At 52.2% G+C, this 14,558-nt stretch carries 12 protein-coding genes; 5 read left to right on the top strand and 7 right to left on the bottom strand.

The annotated features are described in order from the left end of the window. Positions 1-362, top strand: a 362-nt coding sequence (locus ABYP33_RS13605; RefSeq protein ID WP_373091628.1) for a transposase, incomplete at its 5' end; no start/stop codon positions are given. A 172-nt stretch (positions 363-534) separates the two neighbouring features. Here ABYP33_RS13605 and ABYP33_RS13600 read toward each other — a convergent pair. From ABYP33_RS13600 to cyoA, 7 genes are all read right to left on the bottom strand, one after another. After that, the gene (locus ABYP33_RS13600) at positions 535-1,107 is read right to left on the bottom strand and encodes a response regulator transcription factor (protein ID WP_373091626.1); all 573 of its coding nucleotides are present in this window, start codon (positions 1,105-1,107) and stop codon (positions 535-537) included. A gap of 4 nt (positions 1,108-1,111) precedes the next feature. After that, positions 1,112-2,434 carry an ATP-binding protein gene (locus tag ABYP33_RS13595; protein WP_373091625.1) on the bottom strand — a complete coding sequence of 441 codons (1,323 nt, stop codon included), beginning with the start codon at positions 2,432-2,434 and terminating at the stop codon, positions 1,112-1,114. A gap of 104 nt (positions 2,435-2,538) precedes the next feature. Next, positions 2,539-3,267, bottom strand: a complete 729-nt coding sequence (locus ABYP33_RS13590; RefSeq protein WP_373091624.1) for an SURF1 family protein — start codon at positions 3,265-3,267, stop codon at positions 2,539-2,541. Between the two features lie 3 nt (positions 3,268-3,270). Beyond that, entirely contained in the window at positions 3,271-3,639 is a 369-nt protein-coding gene (gene cyoD, locus ABYP33_RS13585; protein ID WP_373091622.1) for a cytochrome o ubiquinol oxidase subunit IV, read from the bottom strand. After that, positions 3,636-4,265, bottom strand: coding sequence for a cytochrome o ubiquinol oxidase subunit III (cyoC, locus tag ABYP33_RS13580; RefSeq protein ID WP_373091621.1), 630 nt, complete (start codon positions 4,263-4,265; stop codon positions 3,636-3,638). Before cyoC ends, cyoD begins: the two co-directional genes overlap by 4 nt. Position 4,266: 1 nt before the next feature. Next, entirely contained in the window at positions 4,267-6,252 is a 1,986-nt protein-coding gene (cyoB, locus tag ABYP33_RS13575; RefSeq protein WP_373091619.1) for a cytochrome o ubiquinol oxidase subunit I, read from the bottom strand. A gap of 77 nt (positions 6,253-6,329) precedes the next feature. Beyond that, positions 6,330-7,316, bottom strand: coding sequence for a ubiquinol oxidase subunit II (gene cyoA, locus ABYP33_RS13570; RefSeq protein ID WP_373091617.1), 987 nt, complete (start codon positions 7,314-7,316; stop codon positions 6,330-6,332). Between the two features lie 151 nt (positions 7,317-7,467). Between cyoA and ABYP33_RS13565 the strand changes: the two genes are divergently transcribed. From ABYP33_RS13565 to ylqF, 4 genes are all read left to right on the top strand, one after another. Beyond that, entirely contained in the window at positions 7,468-8,781 is a 1,314-nt protein-coding gene (locus ABYP33_RS13565) for an MFS transporter (protein ID WP_373091616.1), read from the top strand. 407 nt (positions 8,782-9,188) lie between these two features. Next, positions 9,189-11,741, top strand: coding sequence for a TonB-dependent receptor (locus ABYP33_RS13560; RefSeq protein ID WP_373091614.1), 2,553 nt, complete (start codon positions 9,189-9,191; stop codon positions 11,739-11,741). Between the two features lie 182 nt (positions 11,742-11,923). Beyond that, entirely contained in the window at positions 11,924-13,357 is a 1,434-nt protein-coding gene (locus ABYP33_RS13555; protein WP_373091613.1) for an FAD-dependent oxidoreductase, read from the top strand. A gap of 215 nt (positions 13,358-13,572) precedes the next feature. Continuing rightward, positions 13,573-14,558, top strand: a 986-nt coding sequence (gene ylqF, locus ABYP33_RS13550; RefSeq protein WP_373091612.1) for a ribosome biogenesis GTPase YlqF, incomplete at its 3' end; no start/stop codon positions are given.

Raw genomic sequence — 14,558 nt, 5'->3', positions numbered from 1 at the left:
TACACCATTGGCTGATCGGAAAGCGGCAGCAAGTACCCGATGGCAGCGCGACGGCCAAAGCAATCCAATACAGTTTGAAACGCTGGGATGCGCTCACGCGCTACCTTGATGATGGCGCTGCGCCCATCGACAATAACTGGGTTGAGAATCAAATTAGACCTTGGGCGCTTGGCCGTTCGAATTGGCTGTTTGCGGGGTCACTACGCAGCGGTCAGCGTGCGGCTAATGTCATGACCTTAATCCAGTCCGCGAAGATAAATGGCCTGAACCCGCAAGCCTACTTGAAAGATGTAATGGAAAGATTGCCGACTCAGCGGGCGTCAAAGATTAGCGAACTACTGCCGCATAATTGGCGGCCGTAGGCAGCGTGGGTTTGCTGGACGCTTACAACCAAAACTAGGGTTTGCCGCCTTCTGCAATACCCACAAAAAAGCCCCAGCAGGAAACCCTGTTGGGGCTTTATGTTTTTAGCGTCTTCCGTCACGCATCTCCCGAGCACGGTGCGTTCACCGTCAAGCGTCTATCACGCTGTAACTACTTCACCTGCTGCTTGGCGAGCTTACGCGCTAGCGTCCGGCGATGCATCCCAAGTCGCCTTGCCGTTTCTGAGATATTAAATCCTGTCTCGGCCAAGGTTTCATGGATGCGCTCCCATTCAAGGGTTTTTATGGAGGTGGCGCGACCGCGAATTTCAACTGCTACATTGCCTTCGGCGCTGTTAAACGCCGCTTCAATGTCGTCGGTATTCGAAGGTTTGGCTAGGTAGTGACAGGCGCCGAGTTTCACCGCCTCAACGGCCGTGGCAATACTCGCATAGCCAGTGAGTACTACAATCAGCATATCTGGGTCGTGGTTGTGCAGGGCTTGTACACAGGCCAATCCCGAGGCTTCACCATCTAATTTGAGGTCCACAACTGCGTAGCCGGGGGAGTGACTTTCTAATAAAGTTAGTGCACCGTCGAGACTGCTGGTGTTGATTACCGCGTAGCCTCGGCGCTCGAAGGAGCGACCCAAGGTTCGTGCGAAGGCGGCATCATCTTCAATGAGTAATAACGTTGGTGCGCTGTCGTCGTTGTTCGCATCGGCGATGCTGGCGTCTTTTGTCATATGCTTAAACCTCCTTAAGACGGAGTGCGTCGAGTGGCAGGCGCAGACTGATTTCAGCGCCGCCTCCGTGGCGGTTGTGGGCGCGCACTTGACCGCCTAATACTCTCGCCACATTGAACACGAGGAATAATCCCAAGCCGCTGCCAGGCCGCCCTTTAGTAGATTGATAGGGTTGACCTAAGCGGTCAAATACTTCTTTGGCAAAGCCGGGACCGCGGTCGATAATCCGTATCATTACGTTGTCGTCTTGGCGTGAGACGTTGAGGCCTACCCATTCCGGTGAGGCTTCTAGGGCGTTGTCGAGCAGATTGCAGATGGTCTGTTTTAACACCGTGTCTGAGGCGATATCTAGATCTTCGCCAAATTGATTGTGAAAACTGAATTCACGAACTTTGCGGGTGCTCCGCCACTCGTTGAGCAACTCGTCGAAAAACGTACAAACACTGGTTTCGCCAGAGGATTCGCCGCGAGTTTCCCCTGCTGACATAAGAATGCCGCTAACGATGGTTTTACAGCGCTTAACCTGAGTTTGCATCTCGCTAATTTCTTCGAGTAGATCGGGGTCCTTGTTAAGCGCTGGCATGTGGCGCCAATCGCCGAGAATAACCGCAATGATGGCCAGTGGTGTGCCGAGTTCATGGGCGGCACCAGACGCGAGTAAGCCCATACGTAAGATGTGTTCTTCTTCGGCGGCGCGCTGGCGCAATTCTGCGAGGCGGGCATCGTGTTCCCGGTGAGTGCGGTTAATACGATTAATGAAAATGACTAGCAGAGCGGCGCTGAGTGCCAAGCAGATTAACATGCCTTCAATGTAATAACTGCGGATGCCGAGGTGATAATCTTGAGGAAGGTCGATGGGGCGCCCGGCTTCGGCCAGCCAAAGAAAACACAGGGTGGCGACGCCCATCAGTACCCACGCGTAGACTTGGGTAAGGAGCACTGCGGCGAGGCCTATTTGGAGTAAATAGAGAAATACGAAGGGATTGGTGGCACCACCGCTGAAGAGGAGCTGGAGCGTCAACGTGGCCATGTCGACCAGTAGGCCCATAAACAACTCTGCAGTGCCGACTCGGCGCCGCATCCGCAAACTTAACTCATTAAATGCATTGAAGGCGACGAGTCCAGCTAGCACACTTAGCATTGTTTGCAGTGGTAGTTCGACGTCAAAGCCATAATGAGTAACTAAAATGGTGAGTAATTGGCCGAGCACTGCCATCCAGCGCAACTGAACCAGCTGACGCATATGTTTGCCAAGTGTGTCGGTATCGTCGGATTCGGTTTGCCTTAGCAGCTGGTTTACGGCGGCCAGCGCTCTGATGTCGGTCATTATTGTGTTTCTCCCCAGGCCTATTTTAGCTCAGGCGCTTTAGTGCTTGGCTTTTTGTACGCGCAAGCCAGTATACGCATGACGGGCAGCGTGCGCAGCCGCGCTCAGTGTTTGCGGCGACTTTCTCGAAACACAATAAAGCCACCGAGCAGCACGGAAAAGGCGAGGCCATACCAAGTGATCGCGTACACCAGATGACTGTTGTTGAAGCTAACAACGGTGAGCCCGCCGACCGGTGTTTGGGCGCTGTCGCTGTTGTCGTTTTGCGTAGGCGACGGATTGGCGCCGGCGTCTACAAAATAGGGTGCGGCGCTGATACCGAGGTTGTCAGCAATTGCCTTTACATCCCGAGAGTACCAGCGATTAGTGCTCGGGCTATTTTTACGCAGCACACTGCCTGTTGGTTCGTTAAGCCGGAGCAGGCCGGTGAGGCTTGTGTCGGTCTGTGGTGGTGCCTGTGGGGTGACACCCTGGTCGATATAACCGCGGTTGACTAGCACGATGCTGCCATCGTCGCGCTGAAATGGGGTGAGCACCCAGTAGCCGCTGCCAAGCTCGGTGGCGGCAACCACTAGGGTGTCTTTGTCTGTTAGGAATTGGCCGTTTAAAACAACGTGGCGGTATTCGTCGTCAGCTTTGTTAACCGACGGCCAGTCGCGAATACCTGGGGCTGCTTCAGCGGGCGCGTGAACCCGGGTTTCGACCTTCTCTATTAAGTCTAACTTCCACAATCGGCGTTCTAACTGCCAATTGCCGAGGGCAATAAAGCCCGCAAAGAGGAGCAGGCCGCATAGGCTGATTAGCGATAAGCTAACTATGCGGCGAAGTGACACGGTTTAGCTGCCGCCAGACATCATTGAGGGCATCATATTCACGTTCATGTGGTACATCACCCATAGAGAGCCAGCCAAGGTGATGAACAGTAAAACCACAGTGAAGATAAGCGACAGCATGGTCCAGCCACCCTCTGACTGAAAATTCATGTGTAGAAAATAAACCATGTGCACCAAAATTTGCACCAAGGCAAAGGCGAGAATGATCAGCACGGTGGTGTTGCGTGAGCTGAATACATCACCCATTACTAGCCAGAAAGGGATGGCGGTAAGAAACACCGAGGCCATAAAGCCAAGCATGTAACCGCTGAAACTACTGTGGGGGCCTTCTTCTTCGTGATGCTCGTCGTGGTTGTGTGAAAGCTCGCTCATGCCAGTGACCCCATCAAATAAACAATAGTGAATACGCCGATCCAAACCACGTCAAGAAAGTGCCAGAACATAGACAGGCAGAATAAGCGGCGGCGATTTGCGGTGGTCAAGCCGTGCTTGCGGAGTTGGAACAGCAAGGTGACCAACCAGATTATCCCGACACACACGTGCAGGCCGTGGGTGCCGACAAGGGTGAAAAAGGCTGACAAGAATGCACTGCGCTGGGGGCCGGCACCTTGGTGTAATAGGTGATAGAACTCGTAGAGTTCTAGGCCAAGAAAGCTCGCGCCGAATACGCCGGTAATGGCTAGCCAAATCATGGTGCCCTTGAGTTTACGCTGCTGCATTTGCAGCATGGCAAAGCCGTAGGTGATCGACGAAAACAGCAGAAAGCTGGTATTCAAGGCAACCAGCGGCAGATCAAATAAATCTGCGCCCGATGGCCCGCCCGCGTAGTTTTGGCTTAATACACCATAGGTGGCAAACAGCGCAGCGAAGATGAGGCAGTCGCTCATCAAATACAGCCAGAAACCCAATAATGTGCCGTTGGCGACGTGATGCTCCCCCTTAACGAGGAAGTCGAATTGACCCGCCTGAGCGGCGGGCATAGCAGTGGAATGAGACATCTTAGGCAAGCACCTCAGTTCGTTGAGCTTCGACTAGCGCAACCTCTTCAGCTGGTATGTAGTAGTCGCGCTTGTAATTAAAAGTGTGCGCAATAATGGCGATCATTAGCGCCGCGAACGTTAGGCCACCGATTAACCACATATGCCAAACCATGGCGAAACCGAATGCCGCACTAAGGCCTGAAATGACTATGCCGGCAGCGGTATTTTTGGGCATATGGATGGGCAAAAAGCCTTCGCTTGCGCGCTTAAAGCCATTGCTCTTCATATGCCACCACGCGTCTAGGTCGTATACCCGTGGCGTAAACGCGAAGTTGTATTTGGGTGGTGGCGACGAGGTCGACCACTCGAGGGTGCGGCCACCCCACGGATCGCCAGTTTCGTCACGCAGCGAGTCGCGGCGCTTGTAGCTCACATAGAGCTGAACCAAGAAGGCGATGATACCGGCGCCGATTAACACCGCGCCACCTAGGGCGATTTGGAACCAAATCTGCAGTGATGGATCGTCGAAGTGGCTCATGCGGCGGGTGACGCCCATAAAGCCCAGCATGTACAGCGGCATAAAGGCGAGGTAAAAACCGATAAACCAACACCAGAACGAGACCTTGCCCCAGAACGGTTCCAGCTTGTAACCAGTTACCTTCGGATACCAGAAGGTGATCGCCGCAAAGGTACCGAAGACCACGCCACCGATAATGACATTGTGGAAGTGGGCAATCAAAAACAGGCTGTTGTGCAGAACGAAATCAGCGGGTGGCACAGCTAATAACACGCCGGTCATGCCGCCAATCACAAAGGTGATCATGAAGCCGATGGTCCACAGCATGGGTACTTCAAATTGAATGCGCCCACGGTACATGGTGAACAACCAGTTAAAGATTTTCGCGCCGGTGGGAATCGAAATAATCATGGTGGTGATACCAAAGAAGCTATTCACCGTTGCGCCAGAACCCATGGTAAAGAAGTGGTGCAGCCACACGAGGTAAGACAGGATCGTGATGACCAAGGTCGCGTAAACCATGGACGAGTATCCAAATAGACGCTTACCACTGTAGGTTGAGACGATCTCTGAGAACACCCCAAAGATCGGCAGAATCAGGATGTAAACCTCTGGGTGACCCCAGATCCAAATCAGGTTTACGTACATCATGGCGTTGCCGCCAAGGTCGTTGGTGAAGAAGTTCATGTCCAAATAGCGGTCTAAGGATAGCAAGGTCATTACCGCCGTTAATACGGGGAAAGCCGCCACAATCAGGATGTTAGTACACAACGCGGTCCAGGTGAAAATGGGCATTTTCATCATATTCATACCGGGTGCGCGCATTTTTACAATGGTGACCACAAAGTTGATGCCGGACAGCAAGGTGCCGACCCCAGCAATCTGTAGGGACCAAATATAGTAATCCACCCCGACCCCAGGGCTTTGCAATATGCCTGTGAGTGGCGGGTAGGCCAACCAGCCCGACTTCGCGAACTCACCAATGAACAGTGAGATCATGATGAGCGCCGCACCAGCACTGGTCATCCAGAAGCTGAGGTTGTTTAAAAAAGGGAAGGCTACGTCACGTGCGCCAATCTGCAGGGGCACGATATAGTTCATTAAGCCGACCACAAAGGGCATGGCCACAAAGAAAATCATGATCACGCCGTGGGCAGTAAATATTTGGTCGTAGTGATCTGGCGGCAGGTAGCCGGTAGCTTCACCAAAGGCCATGGCCTGGTGAATCCGCATCATGATGGCGTCGGCAAAGCCACGCAGCAGCATGATTAAACCCAGAATCATATACATCACGCCGATGCGTTTGTGATCGATGCTGGTAAACCACTCCTTCCACAAGTAGCCCCACACCTTGTAGTAGGTGAGCGCGCCAAGCAAGGTTATGCCGCCGAGGGCGGCGACGACGAAGGTCGCGACCAAAATTGGATCGTGAAATGGGATGGAGTCAAGGCTTAGGCGCCCGAATATAAGGGTACTGAGATCAGACATGAGAGTTACCGGCGCCCTGACGCGCTAAAAGTGAATGGAACGGACGCTGCGCGACCACGGTAATTACACAAAAATAGCTAGTGGGCATGGTGACCCTCGTCATGTGTTTTGGCTGTTGAATTGGCTGAGCTTGGCCCGGCGGCGTTACTCTTATGGCTGCCGTGGTGCTTCATCATATCCTTCATGCACAGGGTGCCAGGTTTAACACAGCGGTTGAGAATGGCGTCGTAAAGCTCGGGCGCCACTTCGCGATAGTACTGCACGGGGTTGTATTCGCTAGGCTCAGCGAGCTCGGTGTATACGCTGCGGCTGAGAACGTCGCCGTCGGTTTTGACCTTATTCACCCACTCGTCAAACTCGACTTCGGGCATGCCGAGGAATTTAAACCGCATGCCGTTAAAGCCTGCGCCAGAGTAGTTGGCAGAGAACCCGTCGTAGCTACCGGCTTCGTTAATGACCGCGTGCAGCTGGGTTTCCATGCCGCCCATGGCGTAAATTTGTCCGGCCAAGGCCGGAATATAAAAGGAGTTCATCATGGTGGTGGCGGTAATTTTAAATTTTATGGGCCGGTCAACGGGGGCCGCCAATTGATTGACCACGGCAATACCCTGCTCGGGGTAAAAGAATAGCCATTTCCAGTCCATGGCGACTACTTCAACAATCAGAGGCTCAACACCCTCGGGGACGGGACGGCCTTCTTCAATGCGATCAAGGGGGCGGTAGGGGTCGAGTTGGTGGGTGCTTACCCACGTTAACGCGCCCAAAGCGATAATAATCGCCAGCGGCGCAGCCCAGATCACCAGCTCCAAATTAGTGGAGTGATCCCAATCTGGCGTGTAAGTAGCCTCTTTATTGGACGCGCGATAGCGCCACGCAAACAGCAGGGTCAGTACAATGACGGGAACCACAACGATCAACATGAGAATCGTCGCCCATACAATTAGCTTGGCCTGTTGTGCCGCAATATCGCCTGACGGTGACATAACTACGGTGTCACAGCCAGACAGCAGGGCCATTCCGATAGCGGAAACGCAGATAGTGCGCAAAGTTTTAGAAATCGACATCGCCACTCGCAAGTCCAGATGTTAATAAGAGGACGCAGACTGTAAGCGAATTGAGCTTGGGAAAGAATTGGACAATTTGTCCTATGGCTGGCGTCGGGGAAACGGAGTAGTCTTCCAATAATTCATAAAACCAACGGATGAGCGCCGCACCATGGCCAGTACTACAAACTCTTCTCTCGCCGCTGATATGCAGACGCCGGCGGGCCACTCGCCGGTTGCCCCCGGTGAAATTGCTATTGGCGTGGTTATCGGCCGCGCCTCAGAACATTTTGACTTTTTTGTGTTTGGCATGGCCTGCGTACTGGTGTTTCCGAGCGTATTTTTCCCCTTTGCCAGTACCTTAGAGGGCATGCTTTACGGTTTTGCTATTTTTTCTATGGCATTTGTTGCGAGACCCTTCGGTACCGCGCTGTTTATGAATATACAGCGCCGCTGGGGTCGCAGCGTAAAACTCAGTACCTCATTATTTCTGCTGGGCACGGCTACCGCCGGAATCGCGTTTTTGCCGGGATATGACTCTCTGGGTGGAACTTCAATTTTCTTTCTAGCCATATTCCGAATTTTGCAGGGTTTTGCCTTAGGCGGTTCTTGGGATGGCCTACCGTCTTTGCTGGTACTCAATGCGCCGCGCGCTAAACGCAGCTGGTATGCCATGATTGGTCAGCTCGGCGCCCCAATTGGTTTCCTTGTTGCGAATTTATTATTTTTCTACTTGATTCGTAGTGTTAGTGCGGAAGACTTTCAAGCCTGGGCATGGCGCTATCCCTTCTTTGTGGCCTTCGCTATCAACGTAGTGGCACTGTTTGCGCGCCTGCGTTTGGTGCTTACTGAAGAGTATACTGCGGCCTTAGAAGAGAGCGAACTGGAGCCTATTAGTACTAGCGAAATGCTGGAAAAGCAGGGGCCAAATATTTTCTTGGGTGCCTTTGCCGCGCTGGCAAGTTACGCGTTATTCCATATTGTGACTATCTTTCCGCTGTCGTGGATCTCGTTGAGTGAGTCGCAATTAATTGGTAATGTTCTGATTGTTCAGGTGTTCGGCGCTTGTATCGGTATCATTGCTACGGTCGCTTCGGGCATCATTGCTGACCGCATTGGTAAGCGCACCACGGTATCGTTAATGGCTGTGCTTATTGGTATCTTTGCATTGTTTACACCAATGCTGATGAGTGGGTCTCCGGCAATGCAAGACACCTTTATTTTAGTGGGTTTTGCGTTACTTGGTGTTTCCTACGGCCAAGCATCCGGTACCTTAACGGCCAACTTTGAGCGTCGCTTCCGCTACGCTGGTGCCGCATTAACCTCCGATTTTGCCTGGTTATTTGGCGCCGCCTTTGCGCCCTTAATTGCCTTAGGTTTGTCGGTACATTTTGGCTTGATGGCGGTTAGCTTGTACTTGATCTCTGGGGCATTGTGTACATTGTTGGCGCTGCGAATCAGTAAGAATTTGGAAGCGGCAGACTAGGTTTTACGCTGTATCGAAGAACTGTCGCTGTATTAAAAGCCCCTTATATTGAATGGAATATAAGGGGCTTTTTTGCGAGAAAGGCGGACATAAGTCATTGACTTATATAGAGAACCTGGATCTTTGCTCTGGGTTTTTTTATGCCTGAAACTTGACTGTCGCCAGAAATTTCTTCTCATTGGCCGAAAAACTGGTTCAAACATACGTAGTGGCCAATGTTTAAACAAGCTATTGCCCACAGAATCTGCGATGAGAAATATCCAATGAGCAGTTTTTAGAGTGATATCATCGTAACTTGAGCTGCGTAGGCTATCTTAAATAGTAGCCGAACATACATAACAAAAAATCTGCCCGAGTTTATATCTAGGGCTATGCGCTTACCTCCTTCTAGGATAATGAGGACCACAATGAAAAAAAGAATTAGTGTCTTATCTTCCCTGCTGCCAGTGGGCTTACTTGGTAGCCTCGCACATGCCGCGCCAATGCTTGAAGAAGTTGTCGTTACGGCTCAGCTGCGTGCGCAAAGCCTGCAGGATGTGCCGGTTTCCGTTAGCGCCATCGGTGGGGAGAAAATGATGGAGGCGGGCATTGCTAAGATCGAGGATCTGCAGGCCTATGTACCTAACTTCACCATGTCGGAATCCGGTATTGGCACTGATATTTATATTCGCGGCATTGGCTCAGGTGAAAACCAAGGTTTTGAGCAATCGGTGGGTATGTACGTTGATGGTATTGCCTACGGCCGCGCTCAGCTAGCGCGGGCACCCTTCCTCGATTTGTCTCGAGTAGAAGTGCTACGCGGCCCGCAGAACATTCTGCTCGGCAAAAACAGTATTGCTGGCGCGATCAGTATCCAAACGGCTAACCCAAGCGAATACGCTGAAGGCAATGTTCAGGTCACCTATGAGCCTGAACAGAACGAGCGCATTATCGATATGGTGGTCAGCGGGCCGATTAATGATCGCTTGGGCTATCGTTTTGCGGTGCGCAAGCGCGAGCTAGACGGATTTATGGAAAATTTAGTGCTGGATCGCGACGAAGCTCAGCGCGGTGAAGAAACCTTCCGCATTAAGCTCAGCTGGGATGCCAGTGACAGTGTCACAGCCAAGTTTAAAATCGAGGCGGGTAGCTTTGATGTGGTCGGTCGCAACTCTGAAATTATTAGCAATTACCCGTCTAACTCGGACGTATTCTTGTTCCAAGGTCGCACCTACGGCGAGATTATGGATCGCACAGTATTCCCAGACACTGGCGACTTGGCCGCATTGACTGGCTTACTGCCGGCGCCGGTGTTAAATTTTCTACAACTTCAGCCCAACGGATCGATTATCGATATCGACTCCGATGAGGGTGTACTGAACAATACCGCTGATCGTAAGCGCCATAGCAACGGCGACTACAGCAATAACGACACCTATAACTTTACAGCCAATGTTGACTGGTATCGCGACGATCACCAGTTTACCTCGATCACCGGCATTATGGGTTATGAGTACGACGAAGACTGTGACTGCGACTTCACTGGTGCACCGCTGTTTCAAGTTGAATTCCAAGAAGAGTATCAACAATTCAGCCAAGAATTCCGCTGGATTTCCCCAGCCGGCGAAAAATTTGAGTATATTGCAGGTGCTTATTTTCAATACAGCGAACTGGACTTTTTCGACTCGCTGTATCTGCCCTCCGATATTATTCCGCAATTGGTTAACGCTTCTGACCTCCTCGAAGGTGGCGCCCGTGGTGATGTTGATCCCGGCGCAGACGGCTCCAGTGGCTTTGAACTACTAGGCTTCGGTGACGCGGGTAACGCGCTTCGTGGCATCCGTACACCGCGTTACTTCAATAGCGAATCAAGCATCGCCTCAACTTTTATGCAAGCAACCTGGAATATGGCGGATACTTTCCGGCTGACTCTCGGTGGTCGCCTAACATGGGAAAATAAAGAAGGAGCGCGCAAACTCAATTTTGGCTTCGACGACGGGACAATTCAGCCTCTAGGTGAAGTCGATACCGCCGCTGCGGTCAGTTTTGCCGCCGAGCGTCACGACCTGAAAGGTGAGCGTGAAGAAGTGCAGTTCGCACCGCTGGTAAATTTACAGTGGGATGCCACTGATGACTTGATGGCCTACTTCTCCGCCAGTCGTGGTTACAAGTCCGGCGGTTTTGACGCGCGCTCCAATGCGTCGCCCAGCGCCGACCCTACGCCGATTAACCCTAATGCGCCTGCAGGTACCAATCAACAAGTGTTGATTGGTAGTTTTGAGTTTGAGGAAGAGGAGGCGTTTAGTTTTGAATTGGGTATGAAAACGAGCCTTCTCGAAGGCGCTGCCGAGCTGAATGCGGCGCTGTTCCGCACCGAATTCGATAACCTGCAGGTCAGTGTCTTCGACGGTACCTTGGGTTTTAATGTGGGTAATGCTGCCAGTGCTGTTTCTCAGGGTATTGAACTGGACGGCCGGCTGGCCCTGACCGAAAACCTGATATTGGCTGGCGGCCTGGCCTTCCTTGACTTCGAGTTTCAGGATCACCAGTTTGGCACCTGTATTCAGGATCAGGTGCCCGATAATGCCAATGGCATTAACTGTGACTACAGTGGCAAGACGAATCAATACGTTGCTGATTACTCGGGTAATTTGATGCTGGCCTACGAGCGGCCGTTGGGTGACTCACTAATGCTGCGCGCCAATATTGACGTGATTTTTACCGACGACTACCACCCCTCGCCAAACTTGGATGATCGCATCAAGCAGGGTGCCTACCAAACCTTTAATGGTCGACTTGCTCTGTCGTCAATAGACGGTGAGTGGGAAGTGGCATTACTGGGTAAAAATCTTAGCGATGAGTTGGTAATACTCTACGGCGTTGATGCGCCGACCGCGAAAACCATTACTGGGGCGACGACCCATCACGGCTTGGTCAATAACCCGCGCACGTTAGCACTGCAAGCTAGCTATCGCTGGTAACCCTGTGCTCTCCCCCCCGGTGCGGTGGCTTGCCGCTGCACCGGGGTAGGTAAATACTAGTGTCACTGCGGTAACCGGCGTCATCCTCACATTTTCCTGCTACGTTTTTGTTTGTGGTATAGGCTACTATTGGCTTTCGAATCGAGGTGGTGAATTGCTACCCATAAACACGAAGTCAAACAGTGAAAAATGAAAGTGGTCATTGGGCTATTTGTCTAAATTGTCAGGGGCGCGGAAAGCGAGGCCGGAGAATTCGCAAGAAAGTGCGTCTGCTTTATCAGCGGCAGTTGGGCGAATTCGAAAAAATGAAAGGCGAGGGACCGAGCCCTGTTCGGCCGACGGGCCACCTTGAACTGTGCCTGAATTGCCTTGGCTCCGGTTTGATTCCAGCCGCTGCGCGCACTGTTGCGGATCATGAAAACTACCCCCATATAGCGATTATTGGCGGCGGCATCGGCGGGGTTGCCTTGGCGGTGGCCTGTTTGCATCGTGGCATTCCTTTTACGCTCTATGAACGAGACAGTGGTTTTGATGTCCGTTCGCAGGGGTATGGACTCACTCTACAGCAAGCGAGCAAGGCCATTGAAGGCTTGGGCATTTTTGGCCTAGAGGCCGGCGTGATTTCAACTAGGCATGTGGTTCATACCACAGCAGGGAAGGTGGTTGGTGAGTGGGGAATGCGTAAGTGGATGCATTCCGGTAGCAAAAAAGCACCCAAACGCACCAACGTGCATATTGCACGGCAGTCTTTGCGTTTAGCACTGCTTGAACAGCTCGGTGGCGTCAATGCGGTGGCGTGGGGGCATCAGTTAGTCGATTTTAAAGAGTGCGAGGGTGACGGTGTTGACCTGCGCTTTCAAGTAAGCGGGGAAATAACACAGGCCACGGCTGACCTTGTGGTGGGTGCCGACGGTATTCGCAGTGTTGTGCGCAGCTTACTGGTTGGTGATGAAAGCCCTTTACGCTACCTTGGTTGTGTTGTGATCTTGGGCATTTGTGCCTTGGCAGATGTTGACGGGATACAGAGTGATCTATTGGACTCGGCCACGGTGTTTCAAACTGCCAATGGCAATGAACGAATCTATATTATGCCTTATGCAGCAGATTCGGTAATGTGGCAGCTGAGCTTTCCGATGGCAGAAAACGACGCTAAGGCGTTAAGTGCTGAGGGCGCCCAAGCCCTTAAAGATGAAGCTTGTCGACGAACCCCATGGCATGACCCCATTCCTCAGATTATAGCGGCGACGCCGCTCGCACGGGTGTCTGGCTACCCAGTGTATGACCGAGAATTACTCACAGCAGAAGACTTGGAAAAAGGCGCGAAAGCAACTCTGATTGGCGATGCCGCTCATCCCATGAGCCCCTTCAAGGGACAGGGCGCAAATCAAGCTCTACTGGATGCCTTGGCGCTGGCGCGGGCAATTTCAAAAGGCTGCTGGTCGCCATCTCACTGGCGCGACCTTGGCCTGAGGGCGTGTGTGTTAACGGAGTTTGAAACAGAAATGTTGGCGCGCAGTGCGATCAAAGTAGAAGGGTCCGCCGAGGCTGCAGAGTTTCTACATTCAGATATTGTGCTTTACGAGGGTGATGAGCCACGTGGGCGGAGTCGAAGCTAGTTGGGGGGACGGTTAAGCGATTTATGGGGGCTCGATCACACCGGCGGCTAATTGCTGAAGCGTCTGCGTACTGACAATGAGTACGCTAAGCGGGAAGTTTTGCGTATTGAGGTATTGCTGCGCTGCACAAGCCGCAATACTGCCCAGGGGAGTTTGGCTAAATTGCCCCACCATAACGTACAATACGGCCTTTATCTAAAAGCAAGGCGCATTACATGGCAATTCAGTGGTATCCGGGGCATATGCATAAGGCCCAGAAGGACATCAGGGAGCTTTTGCCCCAGGTCGATCTGCTGATCGAGGTATTGGATGCCCGTATTCCGTATTCCAGTGAAAACCCGTCTATTGCCAAAATTCGCGGTGACAAGCCCTGCATTAAAATATTGAGTAAATCTGACTTAGCGGACCCCGTGGTGACTGCGGCGTGGCAGGCGCATTTGGAGCTGCAGCGGGGGGTGAAAACCTTTGCGACTACCACCGATGAGCCGGCTAAAATTAAGCAGTTGTTAACGCTGTGTCGGCAAATGTTTCCCGCGAAAGATGCCGGCGTTAAAACCATTAACGCGATGATTGTTGGTATTCCCAATGTGGGTAAATCAACTATTATTAATACGCTGGCAGACCGGGTTATTGCCAAGACGGGCAATGAACCGGCGGTCACCAAAAGCCAGCAGCGTATAAATTTGGGTAGTGGCATTGTGCTCTTTGATACCCCCGGAATTCTCTGGTCAAAAATTGAAAACCCCAATAGTAGCTACCGCCTTGCTGTGACTGGTGCAATTAAAAGCACGGCCATGGAATACGACGACGTAGGTTTTTACGCGGCGGATTACTTGATTAAGGCCTACCCAGAACTGCTCAAAGAGCGCTTTCAGCTTGAGAGTATTCCGGATACCGAGTTGGCCTTTTTGGAAGTGGCGGCATTGCGGCGAGGTGCTTTAAGCGCGGGCGGCCGTATTAATCTGCATAAAATTTGTGAATTGCTGATCAATGAGCTGCGTGCGGGTACGGTGGGCCGAATTAGCTTGGAAACGCCCGATATGGTGGTGGCTGAGGAAATTATTATTGCCGAAGCGCAAGCGAAAAAAGTGGCAGACGCTGCGGAGCGCAAGCGACGCTTTAAGCAGGGTTCACGCAATCCCAGCGAGAGTGAGTTAGCGGAGCAAGAGGCCAATAACGCAAAACGGGCGCCCCGTGGTTC

This window comes from Zhongshania sp. (genome assembly GCF_041584495.1).
Classification (GTDB): domain Bacteria; phylum Pseudomonadota; class Gammaproteobacteria; order Pseudomonadales; family Spongiibacteraceae; genus Spongiibacter.
The sequence above is the reverse complement of the archived record's forward strand: the minus strand, read 5'-3'. Positions and strand labels throughout refer to the sequence as shown.